Source organism: Spectribacter acetivorans (genome assembly GCF_031846305.1).
In the GTDB taxonomy this organism is placed as follows: Bacteria; Pseudomonadota; Gammaproteobacteria; order Nevskiales; family Salinisphaeraceae; genus Spectribacter; species Spectribacter acetivorans.
The window spans coordinates 70,661-88,436 of the sequence record NZ_JAVRHY010000005.1; the positions used below are offsets into that span (position 1 = coordinate 70,661).

General features: G+C 66.6%; 21 protein-coding genes. 17 read left to right on the top strand and 4 right to left on the bottom strand.

Annotation, left to right across the window (positions count from 1 at the left end):
- Positions 1-66 precede the first annotated feature (66 nt).
- Positions 67-894: an OmpW/AlkL family protein gene (locus tag RM531_RS06995; protein ID WP_311658296.1), complete on the bottom strand. Its 828-nt coding sequence runs from the start codon at positions 892-894 to the stop codon at positions 67-69.
- Positions 895-1,065: 171 nt separating this feature from the next.
- Here RM531_RS06995 and RM531_RS07000 point away from each other — a divergent pair, with 171 nt between their 5' ends.
- The 3 genes from RM531_RS07000 to RM531_RS07010 all read left to right on the top strand — a co-directional run bounded on the left by RM531_RS07000 (position 1,066) and on the right by RM531_RS07010 (position 3,325).
- Positions 1,066-2,019, top strand: a complete 954-nt coding sequence (locus tag RM531_RS07000) for an ATP-binding cassette domain-containing protein (protein WP_311658297.1) — start codon at positions 1,066-1,068, stop codon at positions 2,017-2,019.
- A complete protein-coding gene (locus RM531_RS07005; protein ID WP_311658299.1) occupies positions 2,016-2,816 on the top strand; it encodes an ABC transporter permease in 801 nt (266 codons plus the stop codon). The genes RM531_RS07000 and RM531_RS07005 overlap by 4 nt, the downstream gene beginning before the upstream one ends.
- 77 nt (positions 2,817-2,893) lie before the next feature.
- The gene (locus RM531_RS07010; protein ID WP_311658301.1) at positions 2,894-3,325 is read left to right on the top strand and encodes a DUF4345 domain-containing protein; all 432 of its coding nucleotides are present in this window, start codon (positions 2,894-2,896) and stop codon (positions 3,323-3,325) included.
- A gap of 7 nt (positions 3,326-3,332) precedes the next feature.
- Here the strand turns inward: RM531_RS07010 and RM531_RS07015 are convergent, their stop codons facing one another.
- Genes RM531_RS07015 through flgA form a run of 3 tightly spaced genes read right to left on the bottom strand, consistent with a single transcriptional unit; the run spans position 3,333 to position 4,869 of the window.
- Positions 3,333-3,785 carry a hypothetical protein gene (locus RM531_RS07015; protein WP_311658302.1) on the bottom strand — a complete coding sequence of 151 codons (453 nt, stop codon included), beginning with the start codon at positions 3,783-3,785 and terminating at the stop codon, positions 3,333-3,335.
- Complete coding sequence (flgM, locus tag RM531_RS07020; RefSeq protein WP_311658303.1) at positions 3,782-4,144, bottom strand: flagellar biosynthesis anti-sigma factor FlgM; 363 nt, start codon at positions 4,142-4,144, stop codon at positions 3,782-3,784. Before flgM ends, RM531_RS07015 begins: the two co-directional genes overlap by 4 nt.
- Before the next feature lie 41 nt (positions 4,145-4,185).
- Positions 4,186-4,869: a flagellar basal body P-ring formation chaperone FlgA gene (flgA, locus tag RM531_RS07025; RefSeq protein ID WP_311658305.1), complete on the bottom strand. Its 684-nt coding sequence runs from the start codon at positions 4,867-4,869 to the stop codon at positions 4,186-4,188.
- Between the two features lie 82 nt (positions 4,870-4,951).
- Between flgA and RM531_RS07030 the strand changes: the two genes are divergently transcribed.
- From RM531_RS07030 to RM531_RS07095, 14 genes are all read left to right on the top strand, one after another.
- The gene (locus RM531_RS07030) at positions 4,952-5,890 is read left to right on the top strand and encodes a chemotaxis protein (RefSeq protein WP_311658307.1); all 939 of its coding nucleotides are present in this window, start codon (positions 4,952-4,954) and stop codon (positions 5,888-5,890) included.
- Positions 5,891-6,044: 154 nt separating this feature from the next.
- Positions 6,045-6,449, top strand: a complete 405-nt coding sequence (gene flgB / locus RM531_RS07035) for a flagellar basal body rod protein FlgB (RefSeq protein WP_311658308.1) — start codon at positions 6,045-6,047, stop codon at positions 6,447-6,449.
- 2 nt (positions 6,450-6,451) lie between these two features.
- Positions 6,452-6,856: a flagellar basal body rod protein FlgC gene (flgC, locus tag RM531_RS07040; protein WP_311651104.1), complete on the top strand. Its 405-nt coding sequence runs from the start codon at positions 6,452-6,454 to the stop codon at positions 6,854-6,856.
- Positions 6,857-6,869: 13 nt separating this feature from the next.
- Positions 6,870-7,523: a flagellar hook assembly protein FlgD gene (locus tag RM531_RS07045; protein ID WP_311658310.1), complete on the top strand. Its 654-nt coding sequence runs from the start codon at positions 6,870-6,872 to the stop codon at positions 7,521-7,523.
- 19 nt (positions 7,524-7,542) lie between these two features.
- Positions 7,543-8,757: a flagellar hook protein FlgE gene (gene flgE, locus RM531_RS07050; RefSeq protein WP_311658312.1), complete on the top strand. Its 1,215-nt coding sequence runs from the start codon at positions 7,543-7,545 to the stop codon at positions 8,755-8,757.
- Positions 8,757-9,497 (top strand): flagellar basal body rod protein FlgF, encoded by a 741-nt coding sequence (locus RM531_RS07055; protein WP_311658313.1) that lies wholly within the window; start codon positions 8,757-8,759, stop codon positions 9,495-9,497. The genes flgE and RM531_RS07055 overlap by 1 nt, the downstream gene beginning before the upstream one ends.
- Positions 9,498-9,520: 23 nt before the next feature.
- Positions 9,521-10,306, top strand: a complete 786-nt coding sequence (gene flgG, locus RM531_RS07060) for a flagellar basal-body rod protein FlgG (RefSeq protein WP_311658314.1) — start codon at positions 9,521-9,523, stop codon at positions 10,304-10,306.
- Entirely contained in the window at positions 10,306-10,977 is a 672-nt protein-coding gene (gene flgH, locus RM531_RS07065; protein ID WP_349255416.1) for a flagellar basal body L-ring protein FlgH, read from the top strand. Before flgG ends, flgH begins: the two co-directional genes overlap by 1 nt.
- 12 nt (positions 10,978-10,989) lie before the next feature.
- On the top strand, positions 10,990-12,105 hold the full coding sequence (locus tag RM531_RS07070) for a flagellar basal body P-ring protein FlgI (RefSeq protein WP_311658318.1): 1,116 nt from the start codon (positions 10,990-10,992) through the stop codon (positions 12,103-12,105).
- A gap of 2 nt (positions 12,106-12,107) precedes the next feature.
- Positions 12,108-12,980, top strand: a complete 873-nt coding sequence (flgJ, locus tag RM531_RS07075) for a flagellar assembly peptidoglycan hydrolase FlgJ (RefSeq protein WP_311658319.1) — start codon at positions 12,108-12,110, stop codon at positions 12,978-12,980.
- A gap of 15 nt (positions 12,981-12,995) precedes the next feature.
- Positions 12,996-14,873 (top strand): flagellar hook-associated protein FlgK, encoded by a 1,878-nt coding sequence (flgK, locus tag RM531_RS07080; RefSeq protein WP_311658321.1) that lies wholly within the window; start codon positions 12,996-12,998, stop codon positions 14,871-14,873.
- A gap of 3 nt (positions 14,874-14,876) precedes the next feature.
- Positions 14,877-16,061: a flagellar hook-associated protein FlgL gene (gene flgL, locus RM531_RS07085; protein ID WP_311658322.1), complete on the top strand. Its 1,185-nt coding sequence runs from the start codon at positions 14,877-14,879 to the stop codon at positions 16,059-16,061.
- Between the two features lie 141 nt (positions 16,062-16,202).
- The gene (locus RM531_RS07090; protein ID WP_311658323.1) at positions 16,203-17,336 is read left to right on the top strand and encodes a flagellin; all 1,134 of its coding nucleotides are present in this window, start codon (positions 16,203-16,205) and stop codon (positions 17,334-17,336) included.
- 87 nt (positions 17,337-17,423) lie between these two features.
- Entirely contained in the window at positions 17,424-17,765 is a 342-nt protein-coding gene (locus tag RM531_RS07095; protein ID WP_311658325.1) for a flagellar protein FlaG, read from the top strand.
- Positions 17,766-17,776 lie beyond the last annotated feature (11 nt).

Genomic DNA, 17,776 nt, shown 5'->3' on the forward strand with positions numbered 1-17,776 from the left:
TTTCCATCAACCTAGCGGTAATGATGGGTGCCGACCCCACCCGGATGGGTTGGCGGGGCCGGCCGTTCACTGGAAGTTGTAACCGACCAGCAGGCTGAACACGAAGGTGCCGAGATCGAGCTCGCTGCGGCTTTCGGCCAGCTCCGTGCCGTCATCGGCCCTCACGCGAATGATGGAGTCGGATTCCAGGCCCAGGTGGGTCGCGGCCATCGACAGGCTCCAGCGATCGCCCAGCTTGTAGCTGCCGCCCAGGCTGTAGACGGGGGCGAAATCGGAGGTCGCCTCCGGCGATACCGACGTGGGGCCGGGCTTGCCCGCGGCCAGGGCCAGCGGCGTGCCGAAGTTGTCGCGAATGTCCGAGCGCACACCATCGCTGAGGCCCACGTCGGTGAAGAAGGTATAGGTCGCACCCAGCCCGATGTACGGGCGGAACGTGGCATCCGGTTCACCGAAGTTGTACTGCAGCATGAACACCGGGCTCCACTGGCGGGCTTCGCCAATCGGATTGTTGTCGGGGTCGCCCAGGTCGACGCTCAGCAGTTCGCCGGTCAGGCCGGGTGGTGCCACCATCCCGCGGCCGCTGATGTCGAATTTCACTGGTATGCCGCCGTCCACGGCTACCGCCAGATGATCGGTCAGAAACAGCTTCGCCACCATCGCGAGAGTGCTGGAGTTGCTCACCGACAAGCTGGTGCCGGGAGAGTCGAAACTGTCGCCGGTCAGCAGGGTGGCCAGCCCGGGCCGCACCCGGGTGCGCACGGTGCTGCTGGATTCGTCCGGCCGGATATGGGCCAGGCCGGTGAGCACGACGATATCGCCCTGCTTCTGGGCCGGTGCCGGTTCGGCATGCAGCAGCAGTATCAGGCAGGCGAGGCCGGTCAGGCAGGACTTCACGAAAGCTCCCGGTTGGCAGCAACCGCCGGAGTGGGTCGGTCACCGATGGTGCCTGCGGGTCGCCACCACGACAACCGTGGCCCGGTCGGCATGGCTTGCGGTGGACAGAATGCCCGGTTCGGTGGACGATGACGCCCCTGCCGCCCGCCCCATCGAATCCGCCAGGCTGCCATGACACCCGCCATTCAGGCCCGCGGCCTGGTCAAGAATTTCGGCGCCACGCGGGCGCTGGACGGCGTCGACCTGACCGCGCCGCCCGGTACGGTGCTGGGCGTGCTGGGCCCCAACGGGGCGGGCAAGACCACCGCCGTGCGCATTCTCACCACGCTGCTGGCGCCGGATGCCGGCGAGGCCCGTGTCGACGGGTTCGACGTGGTCGGTCAGGCGGCCGAGGTGCGGCGCCGCATCGGGCTGACCGGCCAGTACGCCGCGGTGGACGACAAACTCACCGGCCGCGAGAACCTGATCCTGATCGGCCGCTTGCTGGGGCTGTCGCGTACCGCGTCACGCCAGCGCGCCGGCGAACTGCTGGGGCAGTTCGCGCTGACCGAAGCCGCCCATCGCGCCGCCCAGACCTATTCCGGCGGCATGCGCCGCCGGCTGGACCTGGCCGCCAGTCTGGTGGGGCGCCCGGCGATCCTGTTCCTGGACGAGCCCACCACCGGACTGGACCCCCGCGCCCGCCTGCAACTCTGGGCGCTGATCCGGCAGCTGGTGGCCGAGGGCACGACGGTCCTGCTGACCACCCAGTATCTCGACGAGGCCGACCAGCTGGCGGATGACCTGGCGGTGATCGATGCCGGTCAGGTGATCGCCACGGGCACGCCTGCGGCGCTCAAGGCCCGGGTCGGCGACCGGGCACTGGTGGTCCGGGTGCGCAATCCCGCCGATATCGACCGGCTGCGACCCATCGTGGCCGAACTGGTCGGTGCCGAGCCGCAGGCGGACGGCGAGCGGTTGACCGCGCCGGTCGCCGATCCCGGCGTGATGGTCGAACTGGTCCGCCGGCTGGACGCGGCGGCCATCCCGGTCACCGACCTGGCCCTGCGTCAGCCCAGCCTGGATGACGTATTCCTCGCGCTGACCGGCCGTCATGCCGTGCCCGACGACGAGCCCCCGGCATGAGCGTCGATCCCGTGACTCGGCGTCCGCGGCTGGCCGCCGCTGCCCAGCAGACCGCCACCCTGGCCTGGCGCACCCTGCTGCAGATTCGCCACAACCCCTGGGAACTGGCGGATTTCAGCATCCAGCCGGTGCTGTTCCTGCTGCTGTTCCTGTTCGTGTTCGGTGGTGCGATCGCCGGCACCACGGCGGACTATCTCGCCTACATGCTGCCCGGCGTGATCGTGATGAACATGACCTTCGTCACGGTATACGTCGGCCACGGGCTCAACACCGATCTCACCAAGGGCTTCTTCGACCGCTTGCGGTCGCTGCCCATCGGCCCCTGGACCCCGCTGGCCGGCCGCATCATCGCCGACCTGGTCAAGCAGGGCTGGTGCATCCTGCTGTTGCTGGCGGTGGGGTATCTGCTGGGGTTTCGGGTGATTACGTCGCCGGTCGCTGTCCTGGGCGCGATCGCACTGGTGCTCACCTTTGCCCTGGCCATGTCCTGGCTGATGGTGCTGGTGGGGGTGATCGCCCGTGACCCGGAACACGTTCAGCTATTCGGCTTCACCGCGCTGTTTCCGGTGACCTTCGTCAGCAATGCCTTCGTGCCGGTCGAAACCATGCCCGCCTGGCTGCAGACGGTGGTGCACGTCAACCCGGTGTCGTTGCTGGCGGACGCCGTGCGTGGCCTGCTCGGCGACGGCGACGTGCTGATGCCGGCACTGGGTGTGCTGGCCTGGTCCCTGGCGATCACGGCGGTGTTCGCGCCGCTATCGCTGTGGGCCCTGCGTCGGCGACTGTCCCGCGGGTGACGCGGTACAGTGTGGTTTCGGGGCGGGCGCAAGCAATCGACAAACAGTGTCCGTCACGCCGGGCAGGGAGATCATCGATGAAAGCATTCAAGACCGTGGTGCTGCTGCTGGCCGCACTGGCGATCGTTACCGGCACTGCCGACATGATTCTGGGCGTGCCGGGTCAGGCCGCGCTGGGTGTGCAGTTGTCGGCCGAGGCCGCCAACGACGCGGTGCTCAACAGCCAGTTCCGGTTTCTGGCCGCCATCTGGCTGGGACTGGGGTTGCTGCTGTGCCTGTGCGTGTTCCGGCTGGAACGATACGGCCCGGTGCTCGACGGCGTGCTGGCGGTGGTCTTTCTCGGCGGCGTCGGCCGGATTCTGGCGCTGGTCGATCAGGGCTTTCCCGACACGGTTTTCAGCATCGGGTTTGTGGTGCTGGCGATAGCCGTCGAGATTGTCGGGATGCCGGCCCTGATTGCATGGCACCGGAAAGTGCGCCGTGCCAGGGGTAGTGCCGCTACGCCCTGATCGACATTCAGGCCTGCCCCAGACTGCGACAGGCCATGACCGCGTCGGCGCCGGGGCGGCCGCCGCCGGTATACAGGCCGCCGCCGTCGGCCTGGTGCAACTCGCGGGTCAGGCGTGATAACCGGCCGGCGCGTGTGCTGACCAGGGCCGCGTTGGCCAGATTGAGGTCCGCACAACGGGCTGCCGCGCGCTGAAGTCGGTGCAGGGCTGCCTGGCTGATGCCGGACGCGGCGGTTGCCATCAGGGCGGCCAGATCGCGGTGACCAGTGCCGGCGAGAAAGGTCTCGTACTCGCGGCCCAGACGAGTGCTGATCCGTTCGAGTTCCCGACTGCTTTCCATCAAGCCACTGTAGTCGCGTATCTGCAGGGCCTGTTGCTGGGCCCGCAGCTGCCGATGGCAGTGGCGGGTCAGTGCCAGCACCTCGGCCAGTTGCCGTCGATGAAGGCTGGAATGGCTCATGCGCGGTTGATGGTGGTCTCGAATGCGAGCAGACGATCCGCAATCCGCGCAGGATTGATCGAATAGTCGCCGCTGAGAACGGCTTCGCGCAGCCGCGCGACCTTGGCGGTGTCCACGTCGTCTCCCGTTTTCAGGTTGTCGGCCAGCGACTGCAGTTGCTGTGCGTCGCGCGTGAGCCGGACCGAATCGGTCGCGGGCACACTGTCCGGCCGGTTGCTGCCGCTGGCTTCGGCCGACGCCTGGTTGGTACGGAGGCGGTTGCCGGTGACGCCGGGGGTGGATCCGGGATTGTCGATTCGATGACTCAAAGTTGTCTCCATGCCTGCTTGCTTGTGACGGGTATCGGTCGCCAGCGTCAAATTTTTAGCGGTCGGGTGGAAAAAGATCCTCGGCCCTGGATTCAGAACGCAACATCCACGATGTCGCCGTTGCGCACGCGTGCGCTGACCATCCGGCCGCTGGAAAGATTGCGGACCTGGATCTGCTGACCGGTACCGCCGTCACTCATGGCTTCACCGTTGGTCCTGATCTCCAGTCCGCCGGATCGGGCGACCAGAATTACCCGCTGGCCGCGTCGAATCACGGCGGGCGTTTCCAGCCAGGATGGCGTCAGTTCAGTGCCCGCGGCCGCCGGGCGGCGAAGTCGCTGACCCACCGCGTGGGCCGCGTCACGCAGCACCGGATAACCGGACCTGGCCTGCCGCGTGATCACTTCAACATCCGCGGCCGTGATCACGTGACCGCGATTCACCGCCCGCGTCAGCACTACCACCGACTGCTGTCGCGACAGGCGCACCGGAACATAAAGGGACCAGTTGGGCGCCGGGCAGGCCACGCGCACGGTCACCCGGGTCGCCCCCGGCGCCGCGCGGCCGGGATCGGCGACCAGCGGTTCGGTACAGACCGCCAGCCGCAGACGCTGATCCAGGCTGGAGGCTTCGGCATGCACACCGTTACCGCCCAGCGTCCGTTCGGCGGCCGCGCGGATGTCGGCGACGTCGTGCCATTGTGCGGCCATCGACGCGCTGGACAGCAGCACAAGGCTGATGGTCAGCCCGACATGAATGTGGGGACGGATGGTCATGCCTGATGTAAAGCAATCGACGTGCCACGGCGCGACTCAAATCCGCTGCCGGGCGGCCGTTACCTGCCGCAAGGAGGCATCCATGGATTCACAACTGCTGTCACAGGTCGATCAGCGCACGCGGCTGGCGGGCTACAACCGGCTGGCACTGCTGCTGTTCCGGCTGGGCACCGAGGTTCTCTACGGCATCAATGTCTTCAAGGTGCAGGAAATCGTGCCGATGCCGCCGATTCGGCGGATGCCCGGCGCGCCGGCTGTATTTCGTGGGCTTGCCTCCACCCGCGGTCGGCTGGTGAGCGTTCTGGACCTCGCCGCCGCCATCGGACTGCCGGCCCCCGCGCGTGCCCCGGCCGGGCATCTGGTGATCTCCGAGTTCAACCGCTGCGTGCAGGGGTTTCAGGTGGAGCGGGTGGAGCGGATCGTTAACGTGGACGTCGCCCACGTTCGGGCGCCGCGCGAGGATGATCCCGCCAGCTATCTGACGGCAGTGACCCGCATCGGCGATGACATCATCGAGATCATCGACGTCGAACGGGTGCTCGCGGAGTTCTCGTCGCCGCCGGCCACGGTCTCCGCCGAGCTGATTTCGCGGGCGGCGGAGAAGCCCACGCGGGGAACGCGACGGGTTCTCGTCGCCGACGACTCGCGGGTGGCGCGCACGCAGATCGCCGGGACCCTGCAGCAGCTGGGGCTGGAGGCGATTCTGGTCACCAGCGGTCGCGAGGCACTGCAGATGCTGGAAAGCATGGTCGCCGGGGGGCAGTCGATCGACAGCGAACTGTTGATGGTGATCTCCGACGTGGAGATGCCCGACATGGATGGCTATACGTTAACGACGGAAATTCGTCGCGATCCGCGCTTTGCTGGCCTTTACGTTCTACTGCATACGTCGCTGTCCGGTGTGTTCAACAACGCGATGGTGGCCCGTGTCGGAGCCGACAAGTTCGTGCCGAAATTCAGTTCCGATGAGCTCGCGCAGGGCATACTGGAACGACTTAACTCGTTGAACGAGATCGCTTAATTTCGAGAATCCCCTGGCTCCCAGTGGTAACCCGGCCACGGGCGTACCCTGCCCCGCCCGCGGGTTTCTAGGACCGTTTTGCGGTGCCGTGTCTTTACCCGTGGCACGCGGCTTGCTCCAGGGTTCCCGTGACCGATTCAGGGACCTGTGAGCGATGACTCAACCGATAGGAGCTGCCAGCGACGCCATCTACGGCATCCATGCGGATGCGTTGCGCGTCAACCGTGACCGGCTGTCCGTGCTGGCCGCGAATCTGGCCAATGCGGACACCCCCAATTACAAGGCGCGGGATATCGACTTTCGCCAGGTGCTGGCCGGCGTCTCCCATGGCGGCCTGACCATGGCCCGAAGCGCGGGCAGCCACCTCAGTGGCACGGGGGCCGCGGCGGCGGGTGTTGTCTATCGCCAGCCCCTGCAACCCAGCGCTGACGGCAATACCGTTGACGCCTCCCAGGAACAGGCCCGCTTTGCGGAAGCCGCGACCCGTTATCGCGCCAGCCTGGATTTCGCCAATGGGCGTATTCAGTCGCTGATGCTGGCCATTACCGGAGGTCGATAATCATGGCGGGCTTCGGAATTTTCGATATTGCCGGTTCGGCCATGGCCGCCCAGTCGGTGCGGCTCAACACCGTCGCCAGCAACATGGCCAACGCCGACGCGGTAACCGGCGACCCGGCCACCACTTATCGTGCCCTGCACCCGGTCTTCCATGCGTCTCGCCCCGATGCCTCGGGTAATGCCGGCGTGAGTATCGCGGGGGTGGTGGAAAGCACCGCCGAGCCGCAGCGCCGGTATCAGCCCGGCCACCCGGCCGCGGATGCCGAAGGCTATGTGTATGCCCCCAACGTCGACGTGGTCGAACAGATGGTGGACATGATCTCGGCCTCACGCAGCTACCAGAACAGCGTGGAAGTGCTCAGCACGACCAAGGATCTGATGCTGCGCACGCTCGAACTCGGCAAGTAGAAGGGAGCCCGACATGGACGTCAGCGCATTGCAGTCTCTCGGTCTCGGCTCGGCTTCGACCGGTGCCGTCGGGAACAAGAAGGACATCGGTCAGGATCAGTTCCTCGAACTGATGCTGGCCCAGATGAAGAATCAGGATCCGCTCAAGCCGATGGAAAACGGCGATTTCCTCGCCCAGCTGGCCCAGTTCAGTACCGCCACCGGCGTGTCCGAACTCAAGACGGGTCTCGACCGGCTGACCGAATCGCTGTCGGCGGACAAGGCGCTGACGGCAGCCAGTCTGATCGGCCGCGATGTGCTGGTGGCAAGCGATACGCTTGTCCATGACGGTGGTGGTGCTGCCGGCGCCCTGGACTTGTCGGCGGCCGGCGCCGTGCGCATCGATATTGTCGACGCCGCGGGCCAGACCATGCGCACCCTCGATCTCGGCACCCGTGCCGCGGGCCTGGTCTCGTTCCAATGGGATGGTCTCGACAATGCCGGTGGCGCATTGCCGGCCGGCAGTTACAGCGTCCGGGCGTCTGTCCGGGACGGTGAATCCGAGCAGGCTCTGCCGGTACTGGCCGTCGGCCGGGTCGACAGCGTGGACCTGTCCGGTCCCGACCTGAACCTTCATACCCTCACCCTCGGCAACGTCGCACTGGGCGACGTCCGCCGCATTCTCTAACAATCACGAGGAGCACGTCATGAGTTTCCGAATCGCCCTCAGCGGCCTCAATGCGGCGTCGTCCGATCTGAACGTCATCGCCAACAACATCGCCAACGTCGGCACCACCGGTTTCAAGGCTTCGCGCGCGGAGTTCGCGGATGTCTTCGCCAACAGCGCCCAGAGTCTCGGGACGTCGCGTATCGGCAGCGGCGTGCGGGTATCCGATGTGGCGCAACAGTTCGGCCAGGGCAACATTGAATTCACCGAAAACGCGCTGGATCTGGCGATCAGCGGTGACGGCTTCTTCACGCTCGACGATAACGGCAGCCAGGTCTACAGCCGGGCCGGGGCGTTCAAGGTCAACCGCGATGGTGAGGTGGTGAACAGCCTGGGGCAGTCCCTGCAAGTGTTCCCGGCGCTGGCCGGCGGACGTTTCGATACCGGCTCGCTGACCTCATTGCGCCTGTCCTCCGCCGACAACGCGCCGGCGGCGACCACCGGCCTGGACGTGGAGGCCAATCTGCCGGCATCGGCGACTGCCCCGGCACTGGCGTTTGACGCAACCGATCCGGAGACCTTCAATCACACGACCTCCGCGACCGTGTACGACTCCCTCGGTGCGTCCCATGCCGCCACCCTCTACTTCGTCAAGGGGGCGACGCCCAACACCTGGGACGTGCACACCGCCATTGACGGCACTCTGGTCGGCGGCGCCAACACCATTACCTACGACAGCAGCGGTGCACTGACCACGCCGGCCAACGGTGAAATCGTGCTTCCAACCTATGTCCTGGCCAATGGCGCAGCACCGCTTGATATCACCCTGGAAATGGGGGCCTCCACGCAGTACGGGGAATCCTTCAGCGTGGCCAGCCTCACCCAGGATGGCTTCGCGACTGGCCGTATCACCGGCATCGAAGTGACCCAGGAAGGCATCGTCCAGGCGCGTTATTCCAACGGGCAGTCCAACGCACTCGGTCAGGTGGCCCTGACCCGCTTCGCCAATCCGCAGGGTCTTGAACAACTGGGTGACAGCACCTGGGGCTCGACGTTTGCCGCCGGTGAGCCCCTGCGTGGCAGCGCCGGGAGTTCCGATCTCGGCCTCATCCAGTCGGGTGCGCTGGAAGGTTCCAACGTCGACCTGACCGAGCAACTGGTCGACATGATCACGGCTCAGCGCAACTTCCAGGCGAACTCGCAGATGATCTCCACGGCCGACACCATTACCCAGACCATCATCAATCTCCGCTGATGGACCGCGCGCTCTTCATTGCCATGACCGGGGCCAGCCAGACGCGGCAGGCCCTGGGCGTGACCACCAACAATCTCGCCAACGTGTCTACCGCAGGCTTCCGTGCGGAACTGGCGGCGGCCGGCAGTGCCCCTGTCGCCGGCGCCGGCTGGGCCACCCGGGTGAATGCCGCGGGCAGCGCCGGCGGCTTCGACGCCCGGTCAGGCGGTGTCGTGAACACGGGCCGGGCGCTGGATATTGCCCTGCGCGGTGATGGCTGGCTGGCGGTACAGGCGGACGACGGCACCGTCGGTTACACCCGGGCCGGCAATCTGCAGGTCAACGCCCTCGGGCAACTGGCCACGGCCGCCGGTCACCCGGTTCTCGGCGATGGCGGGCCGGTTGCCGTCCCGCCTCACGACGACCTGGCGATCGGGGACGACGGCACCGTGTCGATCGTGCCCACCGGCGCCGGCCCGGATACGCGGGCGGCGGTGGCCAGGCTGCAGGTGATCGAGGCCGGACCGGAAACCCTGATGCGCGGTGCTGATGGTCTGTTCCGTCTGCGCGAAGGGGAGGCGGCTCTGCCCATGGCCGGCGACAGCGTGATCCCCGGTGCGTTGGAGCAGAGCAACGTGAATGCTACCGAAGCACTGGTGAGCATGATCGAGCAGTCGCGCAAGTTCGAGATGCAGGTGCGGATGATGCGCACCCTGGAAAACAACGCGGAAGCCGGCGCCCGCCTGCTCCGCCAGACCTGACGCCTCGCAAGGAGTCGCAAGCCATGGATTCATCCCTCTGGGTCGCCAAGACCGGCCTCGATGCGCAGCAGACGCGCATGACCGTCATTTCCAACAATCTGGCCAACGTCAATACCACGGCGTTCAAGAAAGGCCGCGCCGCCTTCGAGGATCTGCTCTACCAGAACATCCGTCAGGCGGGTGCCCAGGTCACGCAGAACAGCGAGGACCCCACCGGCCTGTCGCTGGGTACCGGCGTGCGGGTGCTTGCCACCGAAAAGCTCTACGCCCAGGGCAACGTGGTCCAGACCGAGAATCCGCTCGACGTCGCGATCGACGGGCGCGGCTTCTTCCAGGTGCTACAGGCTGACGGCACCACCGCCTTCACCCGGGACGGCAGCTTCCGTGTCGATTCCCAAGGACAGCTGGTCACGGCCGCGGGTCTGGCCCTGGAGCCGGGTATCACCGTGCCGCAGGGCGCGCAGAGCATCTCCATCGGTCAGGACGGCACGGTCAGCGTACAGCTGCCCGGTCAGGCGGCAGCGCAGCAGATCGGCGCGCTGCAGCTGGTGGATTTCGTCAACCCGGCCGGGTTGCAGGCGCGAGGGCAGAATCTGCTGATCGAGACCGGTGCCAGCGGTCCCGCCACGCCCGGTACCCCGGGGCTCAACGGCCTGGGTTCGCTCAACCAGGGTGCGCTGGAGTCCTCCAACGTCAATGTGGTGGAAGAGCTGGTCAACATGATCGAGACCCAGCGGGCCTACGAAATGAACTCCCGGGCGATTTCCACCGTCGATGACATGCTCGCCTATCTGAGCAACAACCTGTGATCAGCCGGATCAATCGCCGTGGTCTCGTACTGATCGGCCTGGTTGCCGTGATGGCCGGTTGCGCGACCGCGCCCCCGGAAAAACCACCGGGCGTGATTGCGCCACCGCCGGCGGCCGCCAGCACGCCGGGCGCGATCTACCAGCCGGGTCAGGGTCTGTCGCTGTTCCAGGATCGCCGGGCCCGCCAGGTGGGCGACACCGTGACCGTGTTGCTGGCCGAAAAGACCAGCGCGCAGAAGGCTGCCGCCACCACCACCTCGAAGGAAGGCGGCATCAGCCTGGCCAATCCCACGCTTTTCGGGCGCGAGGTGATGGACGACGGGCGCCCGCTGCTCAACGCGTCGGTGGACGGCAGCCGCAGCTTTGACGGCAGCGGCGCCAGCAGCCAGAGCAATCAGCTGGATGGCCGCATCACCGTGACCGTCACCGAGGTGCTGGGAAACGGCAATCTGGTCATCGCCGGTGAGAAATGGCTGACCATTAATCAGGGTCGCGAGTACATCCGGCTGGCCGGCGTGATCCGGCCCGATGATGTTCTGCCGGACAACACCGTGCCCTCGGCGCGCGTGGCGCAGGCGCAGATCAGCTACAGCGGCAAGGGTGCGCTCGCCGACAGCAACAGTCAGGGCTGGCTGCTGCGGGTATTCAATTCGCCCTGGTTTCCCTTCTAGAGGATGGCCGGCATGACGATACGTATTCCCGTCCTGGTTCTGTATGCCGCCTTCCTGGTGCTGGTCGTTCAGCCGGCCACGGGTGCCGAACGCATCAAGGATCTCGCCAGCGTCGAGGGTGTTCGCAGCAATCCGTTGATCGGCTATGGCCTCGTGGTGGGGCTGGACGGGACCGGTGATCAGACCACCCAGGCACCGTTCACCCTGCAGAGCCTGCGTGCGATGCTCAGTCAGCTGGGCGTGGTGATCCCCCCCAACGTCAACCCGCAGCTGCGCAACATCGCGGCCGTGGCCATTCACGCGGATCTGCCCCCCTTCGCCAAGCCGGGTCAGAAGATCGATATCACCGTGAGTTCCATCGGCAATGCCGACAGCCTGCGTGGCGGGAGCCTGCTGATGACCCCGCTGCGCGGCGCCGATGGGCAGGTCTACGCCATGGCCCAGGGCAACATGGTGGTTGGCGGCGTGGGCGCCAGCGGCAACGACGGCAGCAGCGTGTCGGTGAACATCCCGAGCGCCGGCCGGATTCCCGGGGGTGCCACGGTGGAGCGGGCCCTGCCGAACACCATGAGCGAGGGCGGGGATATCCGCCTGGACCTGCACACCGCGGATTTCACCACCGCCAATCGACTGGTCCAGTCCATCAATGCAGCGCTGGGTGCCGACGTTGCGCGGGCACTCGACGCCGTGACCGTGGCGGTGCGCGCGCCCGGCGAGCCCGGCCGGCGGGTGGCGTTCATGGCCGAGCTGGAGAACATGCGCATCGATCCGGGTGAGCGCGCGGCGCGTGTAGTGGTCAACGCCCGTACCGGCACTATCGTGATCGGGCAGCATGTGCAGGTGTCGCCGGCGGCCGTCACGCACGGCTCGCTGTCGGTCACCATCCAGGAAGATTTCGGTGTCAGCCAGCCGGCGCCGTTTTCGGATGGCCAGACCGTCGTCGTACCCGATTCCCGGATCGAGATCGCCCAGGAAGGCTCCAACATGTTTCTGTTCGAGCCCGGCGCCACGCTTGAAGACATCGTGCGCGCGGTCAACCGCGTTGGTGCCGCCCCCAGTGATCTGATCGCGATTCTCGAAGCCCTGAAGCAGGTCGGCGCGCTCCGGGCCGAGCTGGTCGTGATCTGACCATGGTCACCCATGGCCTGAATGCGCTTGCAGTGGCGCCGCGTCCGGATTCGGGCGCGGCAGCCCAGCGTGAGGCTTTGGCGAAAGCGGCGCGCGAGTTCGAGAGTCTGTTCATGCAGATGATGCTCAAGAGCATGCGGGCCACGGAATTCGGCAACGACCTGATGGGTGATAGCGGTGGGGTCTATCGCGACATGCTGGACCAGACGTTCGCCGCCGAGGTCGGCGGCGCCAAGGGGCTGGGTATCGCCGACATGATGCTGCGCCAACTGGGTGGCGATCATCCGTTGCCCCCCGCGTCACCGCGCGGGCCGAGCGGGGCGCTGCCCCGTTTCGACGGCACCGCCGCGATTGGCGGGGCGATGTCGGCCCGGCCGGCCGACGCCGCGTTCCCCGATGGGCCGGAAGCCTTTGTTTCCCAAATGCTGCCGCACGCCCGCCGCGCTGCGGCCGAACTGGGATTGTCCCCGGACGTCCTGCTTGCCCAGGCGGCCCTGGAAAGCGGATGGGGCAATGCGCCCACCGGCGGTCACAACCTGTTCGGGATCAAGGCGGATGCCGCCTGGCAGGGCGGCAGTCGTGCGCACGTGACCCGTGAATTCCGGGACGGGCGCATGGTCACCATCGAGGCCGCGTTCCGCGCCTATGACCATGCCGGCGAGAGTTTTGCCGACTATGTCGAGTTTCTCAATCGAAACCCGCGCTATGGCGCGGCACTTGACCATGGCGGCGATGCCGACGTCTTTCTGTCGCGCCTCCAGTCTGCCGGATATGCCACGGATCCGGCCTATGCCGACAAGGTGCGGCGGATTCTGCACAGCGACCGGTTCCAGCAGGCAATGGCGCGTGCTGGCGATGGTGCCGCTGCGTTATGACAAGGATGAACACTCATGCCTGACCTTCTCGGTATCGGCACATCGGCGCTCAACGCCTACAAGCGGGCGCTGGACACGACCGGCCACAACATCAGCAATGCGGCGACGCCCGGCTACACCCGCCAGCAGACCGGTTTCGTCTCCCAGGTGCCCGCGGGTACCGGGGTCGGCAGCGGGGTCCGCACCACCGGGGTGGAGCGGCTGCTCAGCGAAGCGATAAATCAGCGTCTGACCTTCGACGCCGCCACTCTGGGGCGGCTGGAAACGCTGGAAACCAGCGCGCGGCGCATCGATCAACTGCATTCGGACAGCGGGATCGGGTTGGCCAGCGACCTGGATGCCTTCTTCAACAGTCTGTCGCAGCTGGCCAGCGATCCCGCGTCCGGCGCGGTACGCAGCGAGGTTCTGGGCTACGCCGAGTCGCTGGCTGCCGGCTTCAACCGGGCCGGGGGGGAACTGACCCGGCTTGGCGAGGAGGTGGAAGCCGGGCTCGCCCAGGCGGTTGCCGACATCAATCAGCTCGCCCGCGACATCGCCGATATCAACGACAGCATCGTGCGCGCCCGCGGCAGCAGCGGTGGGCAGCCGCCCAATGATCTGCTCGATCAGCGCGACCGTCTGATCAATGAACTGGCCGGTCTAGTCGACGTGCGGACTGTGGATGCCGACGACGGCAGTCGTAATGTGTTCATCGCCGGTGGCCAGCCGTTGGTGCTGGGGGCAGAGGCCAACCGGCTGGCGTTGCAGGCCGACCCCTACCAGGCAGAGCGTTCACGGCTCGTTTTCGATGCCGGTGGTCAGGCGCTGCCCGTGGGCGATCAGATCAGTGGTGGACGGGTTGCGGGGCTGCTAGGTAGTCGCACCACGCTCGATGCCGAGGCGGGCCGCCTGGGCCGTCTTGCAGCGGCGGTTTCCCTGTCGATCAATGCGGCCAACGCCGGTGGGGTGGATGCGGCCGGCCAGCCCGGCGGCAACATCTTCACCGTGCCGGTCGTGGACGTGCGCGGCCACGCCGACAACGGCGGCAGCGCCGATGTGGCCGTAGCCTACGCCGACGTGGGTGATCTGACCGGCCGTGGCTATGTCCTGTCCTTCGATGGCAGCGCCTGGCAGCTTGCGGATGCGGTCACCGGGGCCGGCGTCGCGGTTGCCGGCACCGGCACATCCGCCGATCCGCTGGTTGGGGACGGTCTGAGTCTGACGATTTCCGGCAGTCCGGCGGCGGGCGACCGATTTCTGATCCGTCCGACCCAGGATGCGGCCGCCGACATGGGCGTGGCGCTGACCGATACCACCGGCATTGCCGCCGCCGGTCGCCTGCGCGTGGCCGCCGACACGGGGAATCCCGGGAGCGCCACCGGCAGCATCAGCGTGCTGGACGCGGCGGATGCGGCGCTGGATGCCCCGGCCACGATCAACTTCACCAGCGACACCGAGTACACCGTGGGTGGCGCCGGGCCCTTCACGTATGACGCAGCCACCGGCATCACGGCCAACGGCTGGCAGGTGATGCTCGATGGCGCGCCCGAAGCCGGTGACGTATTCAACGTGGGTCCGACCGGGGCCAACAGTGGCGACAACCGCAACGCGCTGGCCCTGGCCGCGGTCGGCAACGCGCCATTGCTGGCCGGTGGCACCCGGACCCTGTCCGCGGAGAATGCCGAGATGATCGGTGCCGCCGGCAATCGGGCCCGCCAGCTCGGTCGTCAAACCGAGGCGGCTGCGGCCGTCAACCAGCAGAACGTGGCCGAGCGGGAAGCCGTCTCGGGCGTGAACCTGGACGAGGAGGCCGCGGATCTGCTGCGTTTTCAGCAGGCCTATCAGGCCGCCGCCCGCATCATTGCCGTGGCCGATGAAACCTTTCAGACACTGCTGGCCGCGGTGGGGAGATAACGCATGCGTGTATCCACCATGGGCCAGTTTCAGCAGGCCCTGAACCAGATGCTGAGGCTGCAGACCGAGACGGCCCGCACGCAATTGCAGGTGGGCTCCGGTCAGCGTCATCTCAGCGCGGCCGATGACCCGGCGGCGGTGGCCGGGGCGACCCGCCTGGACACCACGCTGGCCGGAATGTCCCAGTTTGCGGAGAACGCGAACCTGGCCCGGCAGCGCCTGCAGATGGAGGAGTCGGCGCTCAACGATGTCGCCGACGTGCTGCAGCGACTGCGCGAACTGGCTGTGCGTGGCAGCAACGATACGCTGGCTGATGACGATCGCGCGGCGGTGGCGGCGGAAGTCCGCTCGCTGCAGGATCAGTTGCTGGGGCTGGCCAACAGCGCCGACGGGCGCGGCCGCTATCTGTTTGCCGGCAGCGCGGATGCGGCCGCGCCGTTCGCGAAGACGCCCGGCGGCGGGGTGACCTACTTCGGAGATGATCTGGCCCGACAGGTGCCGATCGATGCCGCCCGTGCCGTTGCCGACGGCGACACCGGTAGTGACGTCTTTCTGCGCGTGCCCGCCGGCAACGGCACATTCAGCGTGGCCGTGCAGACCGCCAATACTGGTGGTGGCTATCTGCGCAACGCCCAGGTGGCGGACGCGGCAGCCTACGACGGAGGTGACTACACCATCGGCTTTAGCGGCGGCGGTTACACCGTCACCGACAGTGCCGGTGCGACGATCGCTTCCGGCACCTATACCGCAGATCAACCCATTTCCTTCCGTGGGCTAAGCCTGACGTTCAATGGCAGCCCCGATGACGGTGATGCGTTCAACCTCACCGCCAGCCGATCCGCCAGTCTGTTCTCGATGGCCGGTGATCTGGCGGAGGCCCTGTCCAGCGGCACACCCGATGCGGCGCGCCGTACGGCCATGGTCGGGTCGCTTTCCGACCTTGATGGCGCACTGAATCACATACAGAACCTGCGTACCGGCGTCGGAGTCCGCCTGCAGGCGCTGGATCGTAGCGACGCGGCACGCGAGGGCATGGCGCTGGAACTCGAGGCATCGTTGTCAGACCTGCGTGATGTAGACATCGCCGAAGCCGCCACCCGCCTGAGCATCCAGAGTACGGCACTGCAGGCCGCGCAAAATGCTTTCGTACGGGTGCAGGGTCTGTCCCTGTTCAATTTCCTGCGGTAAGTCCTAAAAATGCTGCGCGTCCGTCCGTTATGCCCTTCGCAAGGCGACCTGAGTACCTCAACCGAAGTACCAGCCGCCGCCTGAACGAGGACGCCGGGACACTACTAGCCGACGTCAGACGCATTCAACGGAGAACCTGTCATGCAAGTTATCAACACCAATCTGATGTCGCTCAACGCCCAGCGGAACCTGTCGAACACCGGTTCGGATCTGGCCACGTCGCTCGAGCGGTTGTCGTCGGGTCTGCGCATCAACAGTGCCAAGGACGACGCCGCTGGTCTGGCGATTTCGGAGCGTTTCACCACCCAGATCCGCGGCCTGGACCAGGCCGCACGTAACGCCAACGACGGCATTTCCCTGGCGCAGACCGCCGAGGGTGCCCTGGTGGAAATTTCCAACAACCTGCAGCGCGTGCGTGAGCTGGCGGTGCAGTCCCGCAACGCCACCAACAGCGCCAGCGACCGGGCGGCTTTGAATACGGAAGCCCAGGAACTGGTTGCCGAAATCAACCGCGTTGCCTCCCAGACTAGTTTCAACGGCGTCAAGCTGCTGGACGGCTCCTTCGCCAACCAGGAGTTCCAGGTCGGCGCCAATTCCGGCGAGACCATCTCGATCAGTTCGGTTGTCAACGCCAACGCCACCGCGCTGGGTAGCTATGACCGCGCCGAAGTCACCGGCGCCGCCGCCACGGATTTCAGCGCCATCACCGCGGGTGATTTGGAAATCAACGGCGTAAGCGTCGGCGGTATTGCCGCCGATTCCAGCGCCACGGAGCGCGCCGGCTCCATCCGCGATGCCGTCAACTCGGTGTCCGACCAGACCGGCGTCTACGCGGTCAATGACACCGCCACCACGGTGACCCTGGTGTCGACCGATGACATCGTCATCAACCATGCCGGTGCCACCTCCACGACGGCCACCACCGGTCTGACCGCGGCCACCACGACTGCCGCAACCTCGACCGGTTTCGCGAGTCTGGATATCTCCAGCGTCGGTGGTGCCGACACCGCCATGCAGTCTATGGACGCGGCCCTGCAGGCCGTGAACTCGGCCCGCGCTTCGCTGGGTGCCATCCAGAACCGCTTCGAGTCGGTGGTCTCCAGCCTGCAGACCTCGTCGGAGAACCTCTCGGCGGCCCGCAGCCGTATTCAGGACACGGACTTCGCCAAGGAGACAGCCGCCCTGACCCGGGCACAGATCCTGCAGCAGGCGGGTACCGCGATGCTGGCCCAGGCCAACTCGGCACCGCAGAACGTGCTCTCGCTGCTTCAGTAAGGCGGGGGTCGAGGTGACAGCCCCGGGGCGGCAGGCGACAAGTCTGGTGCCCCGGGGCTTTGGCCGTTCACGTTGAGGTAACGACGCATGACTGATTCGATCGAACCGCTGACCGCAATCGACTGGCATCGGCCATGGCGCGACCCGCGCCCGCTGCAGAACGGCCCGCTGGCAGCGCCCAGGGCCGGCGCCGGGCCGGCCGAGTCTGAACTGGCGCTGGGATCGGCCGTGGCCATGATCAACGCCGATCTGGTCGGCCGGGATACTGCGCTGCGCTTCCAGATGGATGACACCCTCAATCGGGTGATCGTGTCGGTGATCGATGAACAAACGGGTGATGTCCTGCGGCAGCTGCCGCCGGAAGAAGTGCTGAGCGTGGCTCGTCGTCTGGCGGCGGGGGATGCCCGTGTGCTGGACACGATGGCCTGAAAGTCAACAGA

Coding starts and splice junctions, on each gene's coding strand:
- RM531_RS07015 (WP_311658302.1), bottom strand. CDS start 3,785: ATGAGCCATTCCAGCCTTCATCGACGGCAACTGGCCGAGGTGCTGGCA.
- RM531_RS07070 (WP_311658318.1), top strand. CDS start 10,990: ATGACGATACGTATTCCCGTCCTGGTTCTGTATGCCGCCTTCCTGGTG.
- flgC (WP_311651104.1), top strand. CDS start 6,452: ATGGCGGGCTTCGGAATTTTCGATATTGCCGGTTCGGCCATGGCCGCC.
- RM531_RS07055 (WP_311658313.1), top strand. CDS start 8,757: ATGGACCGCGCGCTCTTCATTGCCATGACCGGGGCCAGCCAGACGCGG.
- RM531_RS07045 (WP_311658310.1), top strand. CDS start 6,870: ATGGACGTCAGCGCATTGCAGTCTCTCGGTCTCGGCTCGGCTTCGACC.
- RM531_RS07000 (WP_311658297.1), top strand. CDS start 1,066: ATGACACCCGCCATTCAGGCCCGCGGCCTGGTCAAGAATTTCGGCGCC.
- RM531_RS07005 (WP_311658299.1), top strand. CDS start 2,016: ATGAGCGTCGATCCCGTGACTCGGCGTCCGCGGCTGGCCGCCGCTGCC.
- flgG (WP_311658314.1), top strand. CDS start 9,521: ATGGATTCATCCCTCTGGGTCGCCAAGACCGGCCTCGATGCGCAGCAG.
- RM531_RS07030 (WP_311658307.1), top strand. CDS start 4,952: ATGGATTCACAACTGCTGTCACAGGTCGATCAGCGCACGCGGCTGGCG.
- flgE (WP_311658312.1), top strand. CDS start 7,543: ATGAGTTTCCGAATCGCCCTCAGCGGCCTCAATGCGGCGTCGTCCGAT.
- flgK (WP_311658321.1), top strand. CDS start 12,996: ATGCCTGACCTTCTCGGTATCGGCACATCGGCGCTCAACGCCTACAAG.
- flgJ (WP_311658319.1), top strand. CDS start 12,108: ATGGTCACCCATGGCCTGAATGCGCTTGCAGTGGCGCCGCGTCCGGAT.
- flgL (WP_311658322.1), top strand. CDS start 14,877: ATGCGTGTATCCACCATGGGCCAGTTTCAGCAGGCCCTGAACCAGATG.
- RM531_RS07095 (WP_311658325.1), top strand. CDS start 17,424: ATGACTGATTCGATCGAACCGCTGACCGCAATCGACTGGCATCGGCCA.
- RM531_RS07010 (WP_311658301.1), top strand. CDS start 2,894: ATGAAAGCATTCAAGACCGTGGTGCTGCTGCTGGCCGCACTGGCGATC.
- flgB (WP_311658308.1), top strand. CDS start 6,045: ATGACTCAACCGATAGGAGCTGCCAGCGACGCCATCTACGGCATCCAT.
- flgA (WP_311658305.1), bottom strand. CDS start 4,869: ATGACCATCCGTCCCCACATTCATGTCGGGCTGACCATCAGCCTTGTG.
- RM531_RS07090 (WP_311658323.1), top strand. CDS start 16,203: ATGCAAGTTATCAACACCAATCTGATGTCGCTCAACGCCCAGCGGAAC.